The organism is Rothia sp. 27098_8_29 (assembly GCF_041432785.1).
Taxonomy (GTDB): Bacteria; Actinomycetota; Actinomycetes; order Actinomycetales; family Micrococcaceae; genus Rothia; species Rothia mucilaginosa.
Map to the genome: position 1 here is coordinate 145,297 of NZ_JAPWAI010000002.1, position 21,939 is coordinate 167,235.

The window sequence follows — 21,939 nt, forward strand, 5'->3', positions numbered from 1 at the left end:
CTTCGACTATTCAGCCAAAACCACGTTTAGCCGCAAGCCCACTCAAAGACGACCTGCGAGAAGTCGCGGGCGGCAAGCGCCTCCGGAGTAATCAGCCAGTTCGCCGCACCGGCATCACCCCACATCACGTACACGCCCTCCTCAGCGTCCTCGCCCCACTCCGATTCGATGGTCAGCAGGTTCACCGTGTGGCCGCGCAGCTCCTCGAACTCGTCGCGCGGGTCCTCCTGCACGAACGAGGGGTAGCCGCCGATATGCGAGTAATCCCTCTCCTCCGATTCGAAGGGCTCCAGCAGGTTGTAGGAGGCGTCATCGCGTGCGTTCGGTTCCTCGGGCAGCTTCTGGTCCGGGTACATTTCATCCCAGGCGTCAGCGAACTGGTCGTAGATTTCGAAGCCGCCATCCAGGAAGCCCTGCTCCCAGGGCTCGAAGGCAAGTGCGTACTCAACAACCTCCTCAGCGGTACCCTTGCCGTCACGCCCAAAGGGCCAACCGTAGTCATCCCAGTTCACGGTCGGGAACGGGGCATCGGGGTTCGGTTCATCCAGCATCTCGTAGTAGACGACGCGGTGATTCTTCTGCGAGAGCGGGTTCTCGTAGTCGTAACCCCACAAGCACTCTTCATCGTTGGGGTTGATCCAGAACTGCAACATACCGGTCTCCGGGTAGATGTCGTTTTCGGGCAGGTCGGCGCAGTTAATCTGCGCAATCATGCCCAGCGGCTCACCCTTCTCATTGGTCGGCGCAGATTCCCCGGCAGGCAGGTACGGGCGGCCACCAAACTTGGACGCGGTCTGCGGCAGCGGCGCGTCGGGGCGGCTCACCTTCAGGCGGATTGCCTGCTTGCGGGCGCCACGCTCGTTGAGTGCGTCGATGACGCGGCGTGCCTGCGCCAGAGTCTCTTCGGAGGGCTTGTTCTTCGGCATTGTGTGCTCGTTTCGTCGGTGAATTAATCGGTGTGGAAGGTTCGGTGTGTCAGGCGCGGGGCTACGGTACCGCTGCGCCTTCTACCCCCATTAGACCCTATTTCGGGCGGGCGCGCACCAATTCCGGTCACGAGTGCATCCGGCGGCGACAATCAGGTGCGAAAACAGGTGCCAAGCGTGCAGAAAGCCCCGCCTCCTCACCCTCATGCGCAGGCATGAGAGGTAAGAACGCGGGGCTTCCCAGCGAATCTCTACGAATCTCTACGAGAGGCTAGAACCTTTAGAGAGCCTTCTCGATGGTCTCCAGAACACCAAGCGCGGCAGCCGGGCCAGCGTTCAGGAAGAACATGTCAGAATCCACGCTGTGCGCGTGCTTCTCGGTAACAGCCTTGAGGGTGCTCCACAGCGCCTCACCGGTCAGCTTGGACTCGTCGCCGCCCTGCACACCGTAGAACAGGTAGTCGCCGTCAGCCTGGTCAAGCTGCTCGGAGCTCAAGTCGATGGAGGTCTTCTCGACCTGCGCAGCTGCGGGACGTGCCAGGGACGCATCCGCGCAGATGGAGCCCACGAACGAGGACTTCGCGAAGATGCGGGTGCGGTCAGCGGAAGTGTACAGGAAGGAGAAGGTCTTCTCGCTGCCGGCCTTCTGACCGACCGACTTCGCCTTGGTGTTGTACTCCTCCATGAGCTTCTCAGCCTTCTCGGTGGTGCCCAGCGCGGCGGCAATCAGCAGGAAGTCCTGCTTCCAGTTGACGCCGGTGCCCTCGGTGACCACGGTCGGCGCGATCTTGGCGAGGGACTCGTACAGCTCGTCCTTCTTGTTGGTGTTGTTGATGAGGATCAGGTCGGGCTTGAGGTTTGCGATGGCCTCAACGTCCGGGTCGGTGCGCTTACCGACCTTGGCAATCTTGTCGAGCTCTGCGGACTTATCGGAGAACTTGGTCTTCAGGTAGGCGGGGACCAGGTCGGCGTCACCGGCGGTTGCCGCACCGACGGGCACGATGCCCAGGGAAAGCACGCCGTCGAGCTGACCGGTGGAGAGAATCACGACCTTGGAGGGTGCGGATTTGATGGTGGTTTCACCGCGGAAGTGCTTGACGGTGCGGGGGAATTCGCCGTCAACGGTGGTGGTGCCCATGCCGGAGGGCAGGGCGGAGGGTGCAACCTTCTTACCGGTCGCAGAAGCAGACGCGGAGGAGGAAGAGCCGGAAGTGTTGGAGGAACCGCAAGCTGCCAGGGCGAGGGCACCGAAGGAACCGAGTGCGAGTGCACCGAAGGAGCGGCGGGTGATCTTGTTCGTCATATTTGCCATATTATTAGGATAACCTCATATATGCATATGCGATACTTAATACTCATCTATTGATACGTTAAGCATCCTCCGTCCGCACGGGAGCGCACCGCTCCCCCACCACCTCCAAGGCATATGACCCACCAGACCACCACCTCTTCCGGCCCCGCCGTCAGCGTAGCTTCCCTGGCGAAAATTCGTGCCCTCTCCGCTTCTTCGGACGCCGTATCTGGCGCCTCCTCGGGCGGTCAGGGTGGCAAGTCTATCTCGCGTCTGGCGGTTGCGCTCATTATTGGCGGCGTTCTGCTGGTGCTGCTTTGCGCCCTGTCGTTTGCGGTGGGTTCGCGCATGTTCCCCCTGGATCGCTCCATTGACGGTTTCCTCCACCCGGAGGCGAACACTATCGAGTCGAAGCTGATTTGGGCGAAGCGTGCCCCGCGTACCGCCGCGGCGTTACTGGTGGGTGCCGCGTTGGCGGTGTCGGGTGTGCTCATGCAGGCGTTGAGCCGTAACCCGCTGGCTGAGCCGGGTCTGCTGGGTGTGAACTCGGGTGCTGCCGCCTCCGTAGTGGTGGGTGTGGGCGTTTTTGGGGTGTCCTCCCCGTTCGTTCAGCTGTGGCTGGCTCTACTGGGTTCGGGTCTAGCGGCGGCGCTGGTGTTCGTCATGGGTCTGGTGGATTCTAAGCCGAACCTGGATTCGACGGCGCGTCTGGTGCTGACGGGTGTGGCGGTGAACGCTTGCCTGGGCACGATTACCGGCATTATCACGATGTTTAATTCGAAGGCTTTTGATTCGCACCGTTTCTGGGTGGTAGGTTCGCTGGAGAACCGCACCTTTGAGCAGGTTCTCTCGGCGCTGCCCTTTGTGGCATTGGGTATGGTGCTGTCGTTCATGCTGATCGGTCCTCTGCGTGCCCTGGCACTCGGTGAGGATGCGGCAGCCGGCTTGGGCGTGCCGGTGACGATGGTGCGTGGCGCGACGATTATTGCAATCATGGCGCTGTGTGGTGCGGCGACTGCGGTTGCGGGCCCGATTGGTTTTGTGGGTCTGGTCGTGCCGCATGTGGTGCGTCTGCTGGTGGGTTCCGATATTGCGCGTGTGCTGCCGCTGTCGCTGGTGTACGGCCCGGTGTTGGTACTTGCCTCCGATATTTTGGGTCGCGTTCTGGTGATGCCGAGTGAGCTTGAGGTGGGTATTGTGACCGCCTTTATTGGTGCCCCGGTGCTGATGGTTCTGGTCCTGCGGTTGAGTACGGGTGCGCGCGGTGCGAAGAAGGGCCGCATGGGTTCGAAGGCGCAGGCGCACGATGAGTCGGGTCCGGCTCACGTGTCGGAGCACGGTCCTCATCGTGCTCAGCGCCCTGTTGTGCGTGGTTCGTCTGGTTCGACTGGCGTATCTGGTTTGTAGGCCCCGGTTTCTGAGAGGTTTTATTGTGAGCGTTGTGTCTCGTTCTGTAGCCGGGTCTGCTGTTGCCGGGTCTGTGCGTATCCCTGGGCGTTACCGCACCCCTATTCCGCGTACCCTGCTGGTGGTGGCGGTGCTTGTGGTGGCGGCGGTCGCCTCCCTGGTGTTTGGTAGTTATCAGATGAGCCCTGATCAGGTGTTTCGCCTGATTTTTCAGGGTGAGGGCACGGAGATTGAGCGTCAGCTGGTGTTGAATCAGCGTCTGCCGCGTATGCTTGCCGCCGTGGTGGTGGGTGCGGCTTTGGGCTTGTCGGGCGCTATTTTTCAGTCAGTTTCACGTAATGCTCTGGGCTCGCCGGATATTATCGGCTTCACGGTGGGTTCGGCGACCGGTGCCCTGTCTGTGGTGCTGATTGGGTCGTTGAGTTCTACCGGCGTGGGTATGGGCATGGGCGCTATTATTGGCGGTTTTGCGACGGCGGCTGTGGTGATGCTTCTGGCGGGTGCGCGCGGTGGCGCGACGATGGGTCAGAAGATGGTGCTGATTGGTATTGCGGTGAGTGCGATGCTCAGTTCCGTGAATGATTACCTGATTACGCGCGGTGATTTGGAGAAGGCGGAGGCGGCGAAGACCTGGCAGCACGGTTCACTGAATGCGCTGTCGTGGAATCAGATGTCGGTGCAGGCGGTGCTACTGCTGGTGGCTATTCCGCTGGTGCTGATGCTGACGCATCGCCTGCGCGTCTTGGAGCTCGGCGACGATTTGGCGGCGGGTTTGGGCCTGCCGGTGAAGAGGACCGTGAACATGCTGGTGGCGGCCGCCGTGCTCCTGGTGGCTGTGGCAATTTCTGTTGCGGGCCCGATTGGTTTCTTGGCACTGGTTGCCCCGCAGATTGCGCGCCGCCTGTGGAACACTCCGGGCATGGCGATGTGGCAATCGGCGCTACTGGGTTCGGTGATTTTGGTGCTGGCTGATTTTGTGTCGGCTCGTGCGTTGGCGCCGTTCCAGATTCCGGTGGGCCTGGTGACGGGCGCGTTGGGTGGCGTGTATATGCTGTGGTTGCTGTACCGTCAGCGCTAAATCTGCTGCCTCATTTGGTGTGAGTGGCCGGGTGTTCCCCACTGTGGGGGGGGCACCCGGTTTTCTGCGTTTCACGGGCAGCTTTCAGAATTTTTCAGAATTTTCCCAGTTATACCCCGGGGTAGATTAAAAACTGCTTATCGTGTCAGGGGTCGCTCATAGAGTGTAGGTGTTGGAAGGGACGATCCTTCCGACCGGGCACACCGTCTCCTGCGGTGTTGCCGCTAGGTTGATTCAGCATCTACGGAAGGAACGGTCATGGAAAACACCATTCACGAGAGCCAGTACGCAAACGCAGAGATTTCCTGCACCGCCGATGAGCAGCTGTGCCGTGATGCAGAGTTCAACCTGCTGATGCAGGCGGGCACCATCGTCCGTATGGAGCGTTTCAACGTGGAGGAGCTCCGCGGCGTTCTGGAGCAGCTGGTGGCTGACGGTTCGTGCTTCCGCACCGCGCCGGCGTCTTCGACGATGGGCCGCGTGATGCGTCACCTGACTCAGGGTGCTTCCGGTTACGAGGCGAACCTGGCTGAGCTGCGTGCGGCGGCACAGAACGCGCTGCTGTTCGTGTTCCCCCTGGAGAAGGACCTGGAGATGTGCCTGCGCTTTGAGCGTGTGCAGGGTACCGGCTTGGCGCTGACTCGCCTGGGTGTGAGCCCGGTCAATGGTGACCTGTGGACTCAGCACTGGGCGATGCGAGCGCTGGAGTGCACCGGCGGCGTGTTTGCGGTGGAGTCCGCTCCGGGTGTCTGCAATTTTGAGCTGCGCCGCGAGATGTTCTACGCGATGCTGTCGCTGGTTGAGCTGTCGACTTTGGGTCTGTCGGCTGAGCCGGAGGACTTCTACATGTTTGCTGATTCGGAGGCTGTGTGTAAGAAGTTCAAGCGTGAGCGTCGTGATTGCCGCCGCGCAATGCGTGCCCAGTACGACCGTGCCGCATAAGGTATATCGTGTATGCCTTATGCGGCATACGAGCATATCAGAGCCATTTGTTCTTCTTGAAGAACCAGTAGAGAAGCAGGCAGGAACCCACCATGAGTAGCAGCGCGGCGGGGTAGCCGAACTCCCACTTGAGCTCGGGCATGACCTCAAAGTTCATGCCGTACACCGAGCCAACAATGGTGGGCACCATGAGTAGCGCCGCATAGGCGGAAATTTTCTTGGTGTCGTCGTTCTGTTGCTGACCGAGCAGGGTGTCGTGCACGCGCAGGGCGTTTTCGAGGGAGCTACGAAGATCCTCAAGGCGTTCCTTCGTGTGCACCACGTGGTCGAGCACATTACGGAACTGGCGGGCAAGTTCCACGGCCTCGTCTTCAACCTCGCCCTGGCTCGCGCCCGGGTAGGGGGACGGGTCGAGCGCGCCGGTGCGTAGGCCTTCAATGATGCGACCCATCATCGGTTCGAGGGGTCGGCAGGCTCGCTGAAAGTCAATCACCTGGTTGAGTAGCTCGTATATGCGCTGCGCCAGGGAGTTGGCGTCTTGGCGGTCGTGCGCGGAGAACAGGATGTCTTCAATCTCGTCGTTGTCGTTCTCGAGTCCCTCGAGCACGGGGGCGTACCTGTCGACGGTGCTGTCGAGGATGCGGTGCAGCAGTCGGGCGGGGGATGCATCGGGGGTGGCGTAGAGCAGGTTGAACTTGTCGTTGATGCGCTGTTCGTCGCGAACGAGTGCGAGGGTGTAGCGGGGGCCGGTGAAGAGGTGCAGTTCGCTGAGGCGCACTTCTTCTTCTTTGTCGAGGTAGATGGCGGGGCGGATGACGGTGAAGAGGGAGTCGCCGTATCGTTCTAGTTTGGCGCGCTGGTGGCCTCGTCCGGCGTCTTCGATGGCGAGTTCGTGCAGGTTGAAGGTTTTTTGCAGGGCGTGTAGTTCGTGGATGTCGGGGTTGGCGTATCCGAGGGCTACGGCGGTGTTCTCGTCCGCGTAGGCGCGGAGGGTTTCTTCCTCGGTGGCACCCAGCTGAGGGCGGTCCGAGCTCGGGTAGATAGCTCCGGTGATATAGGACATCGTTTTTCTCCTCTGAACGCACTAGCACCACTTTTGTGGCCCTTACCCAGCATACGGGATGCACCTCTCCGCAGTCACCCGCAGGCGCCTCCCATCCGCCATGTGATAAGTCTCCGATCACGCTCCTGTCGATAGTATGGGAAAGCCCCCGGCCGGTACCGTGCAGGCACCTTCCGGGGGCTTTCACGTATTGAGCTATTGCGCTTAGTCTTCGTTGATGAGGTCGCGAACCACAATAGTCTGGTCACGATCCGGGCCCACACCAATCGCGGAGATACGGCAGCCGGAAATCTCTTCCAGCTTCAGCACGTACTTGCGGGCGTTCTCGGGCAGCTCATCCAGGCTCTTCGCATCCGAAATGTTCTCAGTCCAGCCGTCGTAGTACTCGAAAATCGGCTTAGCGTGGTGGAACTCAGTCTGAGTCATCGGCATCTCGTCGTGGCGCACACCGTCAACGTCGTAAGCCACGCAGACCGGGATCTTATCCAGGCCGGTCAGAACGTCCAGCTTGGTGATGAACAGGTCGGTGAAACCGTTGATGCGCACAGCCTGACGCGCCAGCACGGCGTCGTACCAGCCGCAACGACGCGGACGGCCAGTGTTCACGCCGAACTCGCCGCCGGTGGTGCGCAGGAACTCGCCCATCTCATCGAACAGCTCGGTCGGGAAGGGGCCAGCACCCACGCGGGTGGTGTACGCCTTCTGAATACCGATCACGCGGGAGATGCGGGTCGGGCCCACACCCGAACCGACGCACGCGCCGCCGGAGGTCGGGTTGGAGGAAGTCACGAACGGGTAGGTGCCGTGGTCAACATCCAGGAAGGTTGCCTGGCCGCCCTCCATCAGCAGGGTCTTACCCTCGTCCAGCGCCTTGTTCAGCAGCTGGGTGGTGTCCACAATCATCGGCTTCAGGCGCTCAGCGTAAGACATGAAGTACTCGACGATCTCGTCAACCTCAACGTGACGGCGGTTGTAGACCTTCACCAGCAGTTCGTTCTTCTGGCGCAGTGCGCCTTCAACCTTCTGACGCAGGATCGACTCGTCCAGGATGTCCTGAACACGGATGCCGAGGCGGCCAACCTTATCCATGTAGGCGGGGCCGATACCGCGGCCGGTAGTGCCGATAGCGCGCTTGCCGAGGAAACGCTCGGTCACCTTGTCCATGGTCTGGTGGTAGGGTGCGACCAGGTGTGCGTTAGCGGAAATCTTCAGGCGGGAGGTGTCAGCGCCGCGGGCCTCAAGGCCGTCAATCTCAGCGAAAAGAGCCTCGGGGTTAACAACCACGCCGTTACCAATCACGGGGACGGCGTTATCGCTCAGAATACCCGCGGGCAGCAGCTTCAGCTCAAACTTCTGGCCGTTCACCACCACGGTGTGACCGGCGTTGTTACCGCCGTTGGGCTTGACCACGTAGTCTACGCGGGGGCCGAGCAGGTCGGTTGCCTTACCCTTACCCTCATCGCCCCACTGGGCGCCCACAATCACGACAGCTGACATTTTGTGCTCCTTGAAAGCCTTGAAGATACGCACCGGATTTCACGGCGCGGCGGCGACCTACCGCCTCATGATCCGGGTAGGCACACCTCTTCTAATGATACCGTGCCCGTCCCTTTAAGTCCCGTGTTACGGGGCGGTAGGCGTTCCGGATCCGGTGCCGGTGAGCCTCACCGGGCACAGTAGCGCCCCCATCCGATATTCGGACGGGGGCGCTACCGGTATGAGCTTATGAAGACTACTTGATGATCTCGATGAAGGTCATCGGGTAGGTGTACTGCTCACCGCGGTTTGCGGCCAGAGCAGCCAGGCTGTGGAAGATAACCATCAGGATAGCCACAACCAGCGGGACAACCCACAGGATGATGCCCAGGATGCCGAAGGTCAGAATAATCAGCAGCCAGGAAGCCATGCTGATGACCCACAGGGAGAAGTTGAAGTTGAACGCGCGGCGTGCCGATTCCTTAGTGAAGCCGTAGCCGGGCTTGTCCTTGTAGATGAACCACATCACCAGCGGCGCGAGAATACTTGCGGATGCGAAGGACAGCAGAGACAGAATTGCAGAAGCCAGGTGCGCGAGCATCGCCATGTTCTGGTCGTCCTTGGAGGAGACTACGTAACCGTTGGACGGCTGACCCGGCGCCTGCGAGTAGGAGGGTGCCTGCTGGGAGTACTGGTTGTACTGTTCAGGGTTCTGGGACATCGTTCTTTTCCTTAATCTATCGATGAGTGGATACAGCTAATCGTTGAGGTGCGGCGGCAGGCTAACTCGCCGTTCTCGGAGGGTGCCCGCCTCGCTCTGCTTAGTCGCAACGCTCGTGATGGTTTCACCCTATCAAGGCAAAGTAAATGGAATATTAACCCTCGCCGGACAACAGACAAAGAAACCCGAATATGACACAAAAAAGACGCCCCTGCCCCTCCACGCGGTGGTACGTGCGTGGAGGGACAGGTCGTTATACAGTGTGGGCTGGCTTGGGGTTAGTCCTGTTTCTCTTCATCAGCGAGCGCGGGATGCGCGGCGGGCTTCTGTAGTGCGGAGGCCTCGCGCGGTACTACAGCCTCGTGTAGCTTTGCGCGTTCCTGCTTTTTCAGAAACTCGTACACCGAGAAAGAGTCCTCTTCTTCCTTCGTGAAGCCGTTGACGCCCGTGTAGCCTTCCGGCAGGCGGTTGTACACGAGGTAGTACCAGAACTCGGTGGGCGGGGTCTGCCCCTCCTCGATGAGGTCATTTATCTGATTCCGGCGTTTGAAGAGGCGAACAATGCCCATGATCCACAGAATCGGCAGCACAAAGATTGACCCCACGCCAATCACTATAAAAATGAACGCGACCATAAACCCGTATTCGGGGTCTACGATGCTGGCAAGAGGCGCCAACACGAAGGGGTTCAGTATCAGCAGGGCAGCAAGCCAAATGTTCGAGAGGGCAAGTTCCTTCTTCAAGCCTTCAACGCTGTACCTTGTCGGCGGCCTATTCACTGGAACGTAGCCCACCGGTTGCAGCATTGCCGCCCGCGATATGGGGTTCTCCTCAGCCTTGACCGGGTTCAGGTGGGCGGCGCACGCCTGCATGGGTGCGGACTCGTCGTGGGAGCGGTCGAGCAGGCGCATTTCGATGAGTTTTGAGTCGGGGGTGCCGAAGAGCAGATCGGGGATGACCGGCAGGATAGCGCCCGGGCTCAAACCGAGGGATTCTAGCCGAACATATTCACCGTATGCGTGCGTCGTTTGAGTCTGCATTGCCTGCGCCCGCTCACGGGCAGAGAGTACAGGCTGGGCGGACCCAGCGGACTGAGCGGACTGAGCGGGCTGAGTGGAGGCGAGCGCTACCGGGTGGTTCGCATCGTCGTCCTTGCGGGATTCGTGAGTGTCTTCCGGGGTATCTTCTGATGCGTCGTCTTCCGGCTCTTCGATGTCGTCGGTGTCATTGTCGTCGGTGTCATGAGAGTCTTTCCGCGCGGAGTCGTAGCGCTTGGGGGCACCCGGGTAAACGTATTCATAATCGGGGTCGGGGTGCTCTAGCTCTTCGTCTTCGTTGTCGGATGCTTGGTGGAGCGTAGCGTCTTCATTTTTCTGCGTCTGCTGATCCATGAGTAGCGTCATGTATTCCGGGACGGACTGGTCGGTGTCCCAGAGGGGCTGGTATGCCTCGTCCTTCTTTGCAGTTTCCTTCTTTTCAATGGGTCGGTCTGCCATGGTCGTCTCCTTCGCTTACCAGACATACTCCTAGTGGCACCACCGTACCAGCGTGCGCTGGGCAGTCCCTTGAAACCTGCCTGATAAAAGCTGAGAAAAAGCCCCCGACAAGCGCAAACATGCACGTGTTAACACTGCCGGGGGTTTAGCACCACTGGAGCCCAGGGACCCACGGGAAGTCGACTACGATGCATCAGCTGAGTTTGGAACAGGGCTTGAGGTAGGGCTCGGGGCACTCAGCGGCTGAGGGGCTGGCACCACCGAAGACATCGAAGACGCCGCACCCAGGATCCACTGCATCTCCTCGGCGTCCCTAGGCAAGCGGTCATACACCAGATAGAACCAGAACGACCCGAGAGGCATGGCCTTCCACTTCAGCGCCCGATACTTTCGGCTCACTCGGAGTAGCGCAAAAATCAGCGCACCAGCCCACAAGAACAGGGGAAGACCAAATGTCGCCAGAGAAAGCATCAGGAAGAAATAGAAAATAAACCCACCGAAGCTAGGATCCTCTGTAACAGTAGCCAACAGAAGATAAGTCAGGGGATTAAACACCACACCCACGAAGAAGAGCACTATGAACTCAGGCCACGCCTTCCACCACAGGTCTGATACACGCACCTTACCCGCAAGTGGGGTCGCTGAGATGTACCCAATAGGTCGTGGTGTACCCGCTACTTTCCCCTCCTGCCAGGTGGGAAACACACTTGGCACCTGCTGGTATGCAGATGCACCAGTATCCGTGCCCATGGGGGACATTCGGCGCATCGTGGGGCCCGGGCGGCCATACAGCGGCCGGTTCAGCACCGGGTGACCCATCGCCGAAGGGAAAAAGTACGCAGCCTGCACAGAAGGCGCAGGAGCCGAAACCGCCAGAGTAGACGCCGCAGAATTGGGCGCTGCAGGGTTGGGCACCGCAGAATCAGGTGCTGCAGGAACCGATGGGACAGCAGGCGCGGATGCAGAACGAGCCTTCTGTATTTCCAGGACCTCCTTCACCGGCTCGGGAATATCCCCGGTCGGTGCGGGAACCGGCGTTCCGTGAAGAAGCAAAGCCGAGTATTCGGGGGCGGGTTGATCCATATCCCACAGCGGCTGATACTCGCTATCGCTCTTCTCGGTTGGGTTCTGAGGGTTTTTCGGTGCTTCGCTATGCTCCACCACGGTGACCTCCTCCAATGCTTGTCTGCTGTTATGTGTCTGTTGTGTTGTCTACATTGTGTGTTCAGTGTGCGGGGGCTATCCCCCGGCTACTATTGGCGGTCATGATTCCTCCTCATGGTGCGATTCAAGGATGCGGTGCAGCAACGCCGTGGCTGAACCACCGTCAAGCGGGGTGCACTCGTACACCAGCCGGAATTGAAAATCCTGCTGAATCTTGTGCTGCCCAATGAACAGGCGCATCGACTCGACGGCATCCTCAACGGCCTTCAGAAACTTTCCTGCACTGAGAAACAGCAACCAGATTCCTACAACGACCCCAACCAGAATCAGCGGCGGAAAGTAAAAGAACGGCGCGAAGATATTTATCAGCGCCAGCTCCATGCCTTCACTGATTTCTATATGGCTCTGGGAGAGGAGCACCGGACTCACCAGCGCGATAAAAAGAGACGACCAGAACGCCATCCGCAGTACCGGTCCCAGCACATACAAGGTGAAGCCGTCCCAATCGGTGAAGAAGCCCTTCGCGTCGAAGGTTTCGCGCGACTTCTCGATGGGAACATAGCCCACCACCTTGCCAACTTTCCAGGCAGATGACGTGCCCTCGGTCAGGATGCCCTGCACCTCTCCCCTGTCGATGCACCGCAGCCTCGGGCGGGGGCGACCGTGGATGACCTTCGGTGACATCAGCAGAACCGGCTCATCCGAGAACTCCAGCTGGTCCTCGATGGGCTGGTTGTTATTAGTGGTCATGACGACTCCTGAGAGCTCAATGCGGCATGTGTTTTTGGGCCAATAATTTTCTGATTGGGTTCTTCATCCAGCTCGTACCGGTACATGGAGCCCTTGTCGACAGGGCGGTTATACACGAGGAAAAACCAGAAATCCTCATAGGTCGTACCCTCACGCAACGCAGCACTAATCTTTCGTACTGCTTTACTCACCACAGAGATCAGCAAACCCGCCCAAAGAATAGGGATAAGCCAGAGAACTATAACGCCCCCAGAAAATACCAGGAAGAGAACGATTGTTTCGAGGAATTCAGTGTCTGTAGCACGGGAATTAAAGAGCAAAGAAGCGAGCGTAAACGGGTTCAGCAGAATCACCAGGAGAACCACAACCAAGGACTCCAGACAAGGCCAAATCGCCCTGGTGTACCGCACGTTTTTCAGCTGTTCACTCAGCGGAACATAGCCCACCGGGTGTTCCGGGCCAGCCAAGATTTTCTCGACGATTTTCCGTTGCGGGCCTATCCCGTCGGGGAGGTGCTGCTGAATGGCGACCGCGCTCATCTGCCCCTGATGACCGGAGGGGTCGTTGAGCAGTTTCATGGGAATTAGGAGGGGGCCCGGTCGACCGTACTGCGGGACCGGTTCGACCTCCAGCGCGCTGCCGGCTGCCAGCAGGTGGGAGCTGTGCATGACAGACTCTTTCGGGGAAATGCGTCGTTTGACCACGGTTCGACCCTCCCTATCCCATCATTTTTGATAGATGTTCAATAGATGGTTTTACAGTAACAACCGAACCTGAAAAGAACCTGAACCCAAATGCAAATGAAAAACGTGAAAAAGAAAAGAGTCGAACATGTCCACATTTTGATGCATTTAGGAGTAATAAACGCTTCACAAGCCACTTTGGGGTGTATCCTAGTTCACATCTAGTGTGTTCAAGTTCAGCTGGAACCCACCAGAACAACACCACAAGCCTCCCAGAAACACCCCGGGAGCCAAGCAAAGGAGCACCGTGACACACACCGCCTCCCCAAACCCCCGCGGCCGGTCGCACCGACGCCGAATCGGCAGCGGGCTACTCACCCTCAGCATGGCGCTGAGCCCCCTCGCAGCACTGGGCACCACCGCCCACGCCGCAGAAGACCCCGACGCCGTCAAGCAGGTACTCAGCGAAAGCATGAAGAACGCCAGCGGCACCGTCACCGCCTTCGTCCGCTTCAAGGGTAAGGGCGCCTTTGAACAGACCCAGCCCGCAGGCGTACGCGCCGGCGTGCAGGCACCCGTCAACACCAGCTCGCAGGTGCAGGCAATCGCCTCCCAGGTGCAGAGCCAGGCACAGCAGGTCAGCAGCCAGTCCGGCGCGCAGGTCCTCTACACCACCCACAACGCAGTACGCGGCGTGGCAGTGCGCGGTGACGCCGAGTCCATCAAGGCACTCGCCAACCGCTCCGACGTAGAGAAGATCTCGCCCATCCTGCCCAAGTACCGCCAGAACGCGGGTGCCGCTATTGACGCAGGCTCCCTCGCCACCTGGACCGGCACCACCAACCCCGCCGGTGCAGGCGGATACACCGGCAAGGGCGTGAAGATTGCCGTTATCGACTCCGGTATCGACTACACCCACACCGATTTCGGCGGTAGCGGCAAGCTCGAAGACTACGAGAAGGCATCCAAGCTCACCGAGCTGCCCTCCGCAGACTCCGGACTCATCAACCGCACCAAGGTTGCTGGCGGCTACGACCTCGTCGGTGACGCCTACGACGGCAGCAACACCGCAACCCCCGACGGCAACCCGCTCGACTGCACCACCGGCGGCCACGGCACCCACGTGGCGGGCACCGCAGCAGGCTACGGCGTGAACTCCGACGGCACCACCTTCACCGGCGACTACAGCAAGCTCACCGCAGAGCAGCTCAAGACCATGAAGATTGGCCCCGGCGTCGCCCCCGACGCTGAAATCTACGCCTTCCGCGTCTTCGGTTGCAGCGGCAGCACCAACGTCGTTATCGAGGCGCTCGACCGTGCCCTCGACCCCAACGGTGACGGTGACTTCTCCGACCGTGTGAATGTGGTCAACATGTCCCTCGGTGGCGAATTCTCCCCGCAGGACGACCCCGAAGCCTACGCCGTTGACGCGCTCACCCGCGCCGGCGTGCTCTCCGTGATCTCCGCAGGTAACGCCAACGACTACAGCCTGCGCGGCGACACCTACTCCAACTCCGGTCACCCCGCCACCGCAGCCAGCGCAATCACCGTAGCTAACGCCTACGGCTCCACCCGTGCTGTGGATGCGGCAGAGCTGACCGACCCCGCCACCGGCACCACCCGCAAGGTACGCGGCGATTACAGCGTCTCCTACCCCTGGGCACAGGCGGGCACCAAGGAATTCACCGGTGAACTCACCGCAATCTCCGAGAACAACCGCTACGCCTGCAACGCCCTCAGCGCCGACGAAGCGGCAGCTGTAAAGGGCAAGTGGGTGCTCATCGACTGGGCTAAAGACGACGGTGAGCTCGCCTGCGGCTCCAAGGTGCGCTTCGACAACCTGGAGGCGGCAGGCGCCAAGGGCGTGCTGCTTGCAGGCAATGACGAAGAACCCGGCCTGGGTATTGCCGGTAACGATACCCTGCCCGGCTTCCGCCTGGCAGCATCCGCCGCTAAGGACCTGCGTGCACAGATCACCGCAGCAGAAGCGGCAGGTAAGCCCCTGACCGTGCGCCTCGGCAACGAGCTGAAGTCCTCCCTGCGCGTGGACACCGACAAGCTGGATCAGCTGAACCCCATGAGTGCCCGCGGCTTCCACGGCAGCTACGGCTACACCAAGCCCGACATTGCGGCACCCGGCTCGTACATCACCTCCGCGGCGGTAGCGACCGGTAACAACTCCGTGACCTTCAGCGGCACCTCCATGGCGGCACCCTACGTGACCGGCTCCGCCGCCCTGGTCATGCAGAGCCACCCGACCTACACCCCCGCACAGGTCAAGTCCGCCCTCATGAACACCGCAACCCACGATGTGCGCACCGAATCCGGTGCCGCATACGCGGTGGACCGTGTGGGCGCCGGACGAGTCGACACCCTCGCTGCCGTGCAGTCGAAGTCCCTCGTCTACAACGCTGACAAGAGTGGCACCGTGTCCCTGAGCTTCGGTGTACTCGAGTACGCACCGGATGCTGGCGTTCAGACCCTCACCCGCGAGGTGACGGTCGAGAACACCGACTCCGTGGCGCACACCTACGCCCTGTCCTACGCTGAAAGCACTAATATTCCCGGCGTGGAATACTCCTTCCCCTCCGCGGTCACCCTCGCACCCGGTGAAACTAAGAAGTTCGAAGTCACCGTGCGCATCGACCCGTCCAAGCTGGAGAAGACCCGCGACGCAGCAATGGACACCACCCAGAACGCAACTGACTACTACACCGGCAAGGAAACCGTTCCCGCACAGTACCGTCAGTACATTGCGAGCGCATCCGGCCGACTCGTCCTCACCGAAGACGGCACCAAGGCACTGCGTCTGCCCGTTCACGTGGCACCCAAGCCCGTGAGCACCATGCACGCTGCCGAAGACACCGTCACCTTCACCCAGAAGCCCTCCAGCGACGAGGCTCAGAAGGCAGACACCGGCTGGACCAAGTCCCAGATTTCGCTGCGCGGCACCGAGGTCAACCAGGGCGGCTACCGCTCCCTGCTCGGCGCGTTCGAGTACGGTGCGAGCGTGGACCGTGTGGCTCCCACCTCCCTGTCGCTGAACAGCAACGTTAAGGCGAACCTGCAGTACGTCGGTGCTTCCTCGGATGCGCCCGCACTGAAGGCAGCCGGCGGCAACGCCGATGACGGCACCCTGCGCTTCGGTATCTCCACCTGGGCGAACTGGGATGTTGTCTCCTACGAGAACACCTTTACCGTAGAAATCGACACTGACGGCAACAACCGCGCCGACTACAAGCTGGTCACCGACCGCGCTAAGGGCCTGGACTACCCGCTGGTTCGCCTCTACGGCTACAAGAACGGCAACCTCGTCGAGCTCGGCTACTACCCGCTCAACGGCGCCTGGGGTGATGTGGACACCAACATGATGGACACCAACACCCTCATCATGAGTGCACCCCTCAAGGACCTGGGCCTGACCAGCGCAAACAACCCGGACATCCAGTACCGAGTCAGCGCAACCACCCAGTACGAGTGGGGTAACGTCAGCGAAACCGGCTGGATCAAGTACCGCCCCTTCAGCCCCAAGCTGTGGTTCAGCGGCGACTCCTCCGCCGTGGCTGGCCTTCACCCGGATGCCTCCACCACCACCCTGACGGCGCACCGCTCCGCTGACGCAATCCCCGCGCTCGGCGAATCCGGTACCCCCGCCAAGGCGCTGCTGCTGCACCTGCACAACGGCACCGGCGACCTCTCCGGTACCAACGGCGCCAAGGGCAACCGCGCCGAGGTGCTGAACATCAAGGAGCAGCAGACCGAGTACATCACTCCGTCCCGCTTCACCGATGTGAAGAACACCGACCAGTTCTACACCGAGATCTCTTGGTTGGCTCAGCGCGGCATCACCACCGGCTACCCGGACGGCACCTACCGCCCGCTGGAGTCCGTGGAACGTGGCGCAATGGCGGCGTTCTTCTATCGCATGCAGGGTTCCCCGCAGTTCACTGCCCCCTCCACTCCGAGCTTCAAGGACGTGCCCACCACGCACCCCTTCTACAAGGAGATTGAGTGGATGAAGGCTCAGGGCATCACCACCGGCTACTCGGACGGCACGTTCCGCCCCTCCGCACCGGTGAACCGTGACGCCATGGCTGCGTTCTTCTACCGTGCAGCGGGTTCCCCGCACGTGGACCTGCCCGCAACCAGCCACTTCAGCGATGTTTCCACCGATAACCAGTTCTACCGTGAAATCACGTGGCTGGCTTCGAAGGGCATCAGCACCGGCTGGCCGGACGGAACCTACCGCCCGGTGACCCCCATTGCCCGCGACGCAATGGCGGCGTTCATCTACCGCTACACCGAGAAGGTTGCTAACCAGGCCGGCCGCTAGACGGTAGCTAACCGGTAGCGAACGGTTCGGGTCCCCTCCCGCCCCCTGCATGGGATGGGAGGGGTACCTGGAACCGGCAGGCTCCGGGGCCTGAAACCCCGGAACCTCTCAAGTTTTGGTGGCGGTTTCACCGGCGGACGCACTCACTCGTCGTCTGCCGGTGGGGCCGCCTCCGCACATCACCGATACACAACCACAGAGCACACAGCACCATCGAAAAATAGAAAATCCGAAGGAGGATTCCATGACAACGCCTCATGCGCCACGCCGCAGAATGAAGGCTGTCGGTGCGACCGGTTTGAGTGCAGCTCTTGCCCTTACTCTCGGCGTTCCCGCCACTTTCTCTGCAGCTCACGCTCAGAGCCCCCAGCAGGTCGAAGGAAGCACTGCGAGCGCATCCGGTGACGCTGCCTCGCGTATCAGCCCGGGCCTGCAGAAGGCTGAAGGCCAAATCACCGTGTATGTGCAGTTCAAGGGCAAGGGCGCGTATGAGCAGACCCAGTCCGCGGCTGTTCTGGCACGTAAGGAGGCGCCGGCGAACCGTCAGGCGCAGGTGCAGGCTATTGCAGCCCAGGTGCAGTCGCAGGCTCAGTCTGTGGCGGCTGCTTCTGGCGCGAAGCTGATGTACACCACGCATAATGCGATGCGTGGTGCGGCGATTACTGGTGATGCTGCGCAGATTCGTGCGTTGGCGGAGCGCCCGGATGTGGAGCGTATTTCGCCGATTATCGCGAAGGAGCGTATGAACTCCGGTAGCGAGATTGATACGAAGACTCTTGCCACGTGGACTCGTGAGAATACGGGGTACACGGGTAAGGGCGTGAAGATTGCGGTTGTTGACTCCGGTGTTGACTATACGCACGCTGATTTTGGTGGCCCCGGTACGGTGGATTCGTACCTGAAGGCTAAGGCGATGACGGAGCTTCCGTCCGCTGATTCGGGTCTGATTGATCGTAATAAGTTCATTGGCGGCATTGACTTGGTCGGTGATGACTACAATGCGTCGGTGGCTGAGAAGTCGACTCCGCAGCCGGATAATAACCCGCTGGATTGCCGCCCGGATGGTTTCGGTTCTGGCGGTCACGGCACGCACGTGGCGGGTACTGCCGCCGGTTATGGTGTGACGGCGAACGGTACGACTTACCGTGGCGATTACAAGAACCTGACGGAGGAGCAGCTGAAGGGCATGTCCATTGGCCCCGGTACTGCTCCTGATGCTCAGATTTTGGCGATTCGTGTGTTCGGTTGCTACGGCAATTCGAGTGTTGTGATGAAGGCGCTTGATACCGTGATGGACCCGAATGGTGACGGTGATTTCTCTGACCGCGCCGACATTGTGAACCTGTCGCTCGGTGGCGAGTTCGCTCCGGCTGACGACCCTGAGTCGTACATGATTAATACGATGGCGCGCCAGGGTGTGTTCACTGTGGCTGCTGCCGGTAACGCCAATAACTACAACGGTGTGGGTGACACCTACTCCGATTCGGGTAGCCCGGCGAATGCGGCTGCGGCGCTGTCGGTGGCGAACGCCTACGGCTCCACTCAGCCGATTGACCGTGCCCGCGTGACCACGAAGACTGGTTTGGAGTGGTTGCAGGGTGATTATTCGGTGAACTTCGATTATTCGAAGGCGTCCGCTGATCAGCTGCGCGGCGAGGTTGTTGCCGCGCCGAAGCGTAACCGTTACGCTTGCGAGGCTTTCACCGCTGAAGAGGCGAAGGCTTTGAAGGGTAAGTGGGTTTACTTCGAGTGGGATCAGGACGATTTGACGTTCCCGTGCGGTTCGAAGGTGCGTTTCGATAACGTTCAGGCTGCCGGCGGTGTTGGCGTGGTGATGGCCGGTAAGGCTGAGCGCTACACCATCGGCATTGGTGGTAATGCGACCATTCCGGGTCTGCGTCTGACTGCTTCTTCGACGAAGGACCTGGAGAAGGCTCTGGCTGCCGGTCCGGTGACCGTTGAGATGAACCTGGATTACAAGGCTTCGGGCCGCGGTCCTCACTCGCACGCTTTTGATTTGAATTCCTCGAGTGCTCGCGGTCAGCACGGTTCTGATGGCTTCATTAAGCCTGACCTTGCGGCACCGGGTACTGAGATTGTCTCTGCCGCTGTGGGCACGGGTAATAAGGGTGTTTCCTTCACCGGTACCTCCATGGCGACCCCGCATGTTGCCGGTGTTGCCGCTCTGGTGATGCAGGCGCATCAGGATTACAACCCGCAGATGATTAAGGCTGCGCTGATGAACGGCGCGTCCACCCCGATCAAGAATGAGCAGGGTGCGCAGTACGCGGTGGATCGTGTGGGTACGGGCATGGTGAATGCTCGCGCAGCCGTGGACGCGAAGGTTATCGCGTACGATGCGAAGACCCCCGAGCGTGTTTCGACCGCGTTTGGTGTGCTGGAGTACACCCCCGATTCGGGTATTCAGACTGTTCAGCGTGAAATCGTGCTGGACAACACCGATTCGCAGGCTCACACCTACACTCTGAACTACGAGGCAAGCACGACCATCCCGGGTGTGGAGTACTCCTACCCGCAGCAGGTGAGCGTGGGTGCCGGTGAGCGTAAGAACGTGACCGTGACCGTGCGTATTGACCCGTCCAAGCTGGAGAAGACCATGGACCCGGCGATGAGCGCCGACCAGGTTGCTCAGGACTGGACGAACGGTAAGACTCTGGCTGCTGGTAAGCGCCAGTACATTGCGAGCGCTTCTGGTCGCCTGATTTTCTCTGAGAATGGTCGCGAGGCGATCCGCCAGTCGATTCACGTGGCGCCGAAGCCTGTCTCGAAGATGCGTGTTGATGCGTCCCGTATTGACTACAAGGGTATTGCCGATAAGGAGTCCACGGTGACTCTGCGTGGTACGACCCTGAACCAGGGCGGTTACCGTTCGCTGCTGGGTGCGTTTGAGCTGGGTGCGGTCAGTGACCGTATTCCGTCCGGTCAGCTGAAGCTGCCGTCGAACCAGTCTGTTGACCTGCAGTATGTGGGTGCATCCTCGGATGCTCCGGCGTTGAAGGCTGCCGGCAAGAACCCGAACGATGGTTCTCTGTTCTTCGGTATTTCGACCTGGGGCACCTGGGATAGCATGCACTGGGGCCGTCAGGTACAGGTGCAGATTGATACGAATAACGACTCCACCGCCGACTACGTTCTGGAGGTGACCCGCGAGAAGGGTCTGGATTACCCGCTGGTGAAGGTCTGGTCCATCTCCGGTAACGCATCCACCGTGGTGGCTCGCTACCCGCTGAACAACGCCTGGGGCGACACCGACACCAACATCATGGACACCAACACCATGATTCTGGGTGTGCCGCTGAAGGACCTGGGCCTGACCGCTGAGAAGGCTCAGAGCATCAAGTACACGGTACAGACCGACACCTGGCACAACGATGGCAACCCCTACGTGGACACCACCTCGGCTATCGAGTACTCCCCCTTCAACCCCGGTGTTTGGTTCACCGGTGAGGAGTCGGGCGTGCCCGGCCTGTTCGTGGACCGTGACGGCGGTCAGCTGACCGTTCACCGCAAGAACAACAACAAGGAGCGTCAGGCTCTGTTCCTGCACATGCACAACGCGACCGGTGACCTGAGCGGCCGTAAGACCGCTAACGGTGTTGCCGCTGGCGACCGTGCGCAGGTCGTGAAGGTGGCTCGTACCATCCACGATGCACGCTTCACCGACGTTCCGGCGGATAACCAGTTCTACCGTGAAATCACGTGGATTGCTGCCCGTCAGATTGACCGCGGCTACCAGGACGGCACCTTCCGCCCGCTGAACAACATGGACCGCGCAACCATGGCTGCGTACTTCTACCGTATGAGCGGCTCGCCGCAGTACACCGCACCGTCCACCCCGAGCTTCTCGGATGTTCCGCTCAACCACCCCTACTACAAGGAGATTGAGTGGATGAAGGCTCAGGGCATCACGACCGGCTGGCCCGATGGTACGTACCGCCCGGAGGGTTCGGTGAACCGTGACGCGATGGCTGCGTTCTTCTACCGTTACGCGGGTTCGCCCGAGTACACTGCCCCCGCGCAGGCTCGTTTCACGGACGTTCCGACCGACAAGCAGTTCTACCGCGAGATCTCGTGGCTGGCTGAGCAGGGCGTGACCACCGGCTGGCCCGATGGTTCGTTCCGCCCCGTGGAGCCGGTGCACCGCGACGCTATGGCGGCGTTCGTGTACCGCTACAGCACGGGTGTGCTGAAGGAAAGCCCTGAAATCTAAAAACCTGAATTCTAGGGTTCCGGGAGCTAAAATCTCAGAGCCTAAGGGCTCGTAAGGTTCTACCGCTGTAGGTGCTACCTCAGCAGGTTTTACCGAGGGAGCCGTACCGTTGCAGTTTATCTGCGGCGGTGCGGCTCCCTTTTTCTGTGGTTGGGTGCTTTGTTATTTACGCGTAATGTTCCGTAATACGAGTTTGACTAGGTTATATAAAGAATCGTTGAGACAATAAGTGAAGGTTTCTTCACCATCGGCATGAACCTTGACGTTTACGCCGCACAGACGCACTGGAGGCGCACTGGAAACACAGTGCAGACGCACCGTAGCACTCTCGGTGCAGAACCCTTGCCGTACAGCTCTCCGAGTAGAACTCTCGGCGTA

Annotated in this window: 14 protein-coding genes; 5 read left to right on the forward strand and 9 right to left on the reverse strand. The window is 60.3% G+C overall.

Annotated features, from left to right (window positions below):
- Positions 1-26 precede the first annotated feature (26 nt).
- Together O3649_RS05640 and O3649_RS05645 are read right to left on the reverse strand one after the other, a co-directional pair.
- A complete protein-coding gene (locus O3649_RS05640) occupies positions 27-926 on the reverse strand; it encodes a YwqG family protein (protein ID WP_371573201.1) in 900 nt (299 codons plus the stop codon).
- Positions 927-1,206: 280 nt separating this feature from the next.
- Positions 1,207-2,229, reverse strand: coding sequence for an iron-siderophore ABC transporter substrate-binding protein (locus O3649_RS05645; RefSeq protein WP_315328922.1), 1,023 nt, complete (start codon positions 2,227-2,229; stop codon positions 1,207-1,209).
- Between the two features lie 123 nt (positions 2,230-2,352).
- Between O3649_RS05645 and O3649_RS05650 the strand changes: the two genes are divergently transcribed.
- The 3 genes from O3649_RS05650 (at position 2,353) to O3649_RS05660 (ending at position 5,644) form a co-directional block, all read left to right on the forward strand.
- Positions 2,353-3,624, forward strand: coding sequence for a FecCD family ABC transporter permease (locus O3649_RS05650; protein ID WP_371573203.1), 1,272 nt, complete (start codon positions 2,353-2,355; stop codon positions 3,622-3,624).
- Between the two features lie 25 nt (positions 3,625-3,649).
- Complete coding sequence (locus O3649_RS05655; protein ID WP_371573205.1) at positions 3,650-4,702, forward strand: FecCD family ABC transporter permease; 1,053 nt, start codon at positions 3,650-3,652, stop codon at positions 4,700-4,702.
- 258 nt (positions 4,703-4,960) lie between these two features.
- Complete coding sequence (locus tag O3649_RS05660) at positions 4,961-5,644, forward strand: integrase (RefSeq protein WP_371573207.1); 684 nt, start codon at positions 4,961-4,963, stop codon at positions 5,642-5,644.
- 37 nt (positions 5,645-5,681) lie between these two features.
- Here O3649_RS05660 and O3649_RS05665 read toward each other — a convergent pair whose 3' ends face one another.
- The 7 genes from O3649_RS05665 to O3649_RS05695 all read right to left on the reverse strand — a co-directional run bounded on the left by O3649_RS05665 (position 5,682) and on the right by O3649_RS05695 (position 12,982).
- A complete protein-coding gene (locus tag O3649_RS05665; RefSeq protein ID WP_371573209.1) occupies positions 5,682-6,707 on the reverse strand; it encodes a magnesium and cobalt transport protein CorA in 1,026 nt (341 codons plus the stop codon).
- A 204-nt stretch (positions 6,708-6,911) separates the two neighbouring features.
- Complete coding sequence (locus tag O3649_RS05670; RefSeq protein ID WP_070629267.1) at positions 6,912-8,204, reverse strand: adenylosuccinate synthase; 1,293 nt, start codon at positions 8,202-8,204, stop codon at positions 6,912-6,914.
- A 235-nt stretch (positions 8,205-8,439) separates the two neighbouring features.
- Positions 8,440-8,904, reverse strand: a complete 465-nt coding sequence (locus tag O3649_RS05675; protein ID WP_070615428.1) for a DUF4870 domain-containing protein — start codon at positions 8,902-8,904, stop codon at positions 8,440-8,442.
- Between the two features lie 278 nt (positions 8,905-9,182).
- Positions 9,183-10,400, reverse strand: a complete 1,218-nt coding sequence (locus O3649_RS05680) for a pyruvate ferredoxin oxidoreductase (protein ID WP_070629269.1) — start codon at positions 10,398-10,400, stop codon at positions 9,183-9,185.
- 183 nt (positions 10,401-10,583) lie between these two features.
- Complete coding sequence (locus O3649_RS05685) at positions 10,584-11,564, reverse strand: hypothetical protein (RefSeq protein WP_070629271.1); 981 nt, start codon at positions 11,562-11,564, stop codon at positions 10,584-10,586.
- 99 nt (positions 11,565-11,663) lie between these two features.
- On the reverse strand, positions 11,664-12,314 hold the full coding sequence (locus O3649_RS05690) for a hypothetical protein (RefSeq protein WP_049340156.1): 651 nt from the start codon (positions 12,312-12,314) through the stop codon (positions 11,664-11,666).
- Positions 12,311-12,982, reverse strand: a complete 672-nt coding sequence (locus O3649_RS05695; RefSeq protein WP_049340154.1) for a hypothetical protein — start codon at positions 12,980-12,982, stop codon at positions 12,311-12,313. The genes O3649_RS05690 and O3649_RS05695 overlap by 4 nt, the downstream gene beginning before the upstream one ends.
- A 400-nt stretch (positions 12,983-13,382) precedes the next feature.
- Between O3649_RS05695 and O3649_RS05700 the strand changes: the two genes are divergently transcribed.
- Both O3649_RS05700 and O3649_RS05705 read left to right on the forward strand, forming a co-directional pair.
- Positions 13,383-17,330 (forward strand): S8 family serine peptidase, encoded by a 3,948-nt coding sequence (locus O3649_RS05700; protein ID WP_371573273.1) that lies wholly within the window; start codon positions 13,383-13,385, stop codon positions 17,328-17,330.
- 244 nt (positions 17,331-17,574) lie between these two features.
- Positions 17,575-21,561 (forward strand): S8 family serine peptidase, encoded by a 3,987-nt coding sequence (locus O3649_RS05705; RefSeq protein WP_371573213.1) that lies wholly within the window; start codon positions 17,575-17,577, stop codon positions 21,559-21,561.
- The last annotated feature ends 378 nt before the right edge of the window (positions 21,562-21,939 follow it).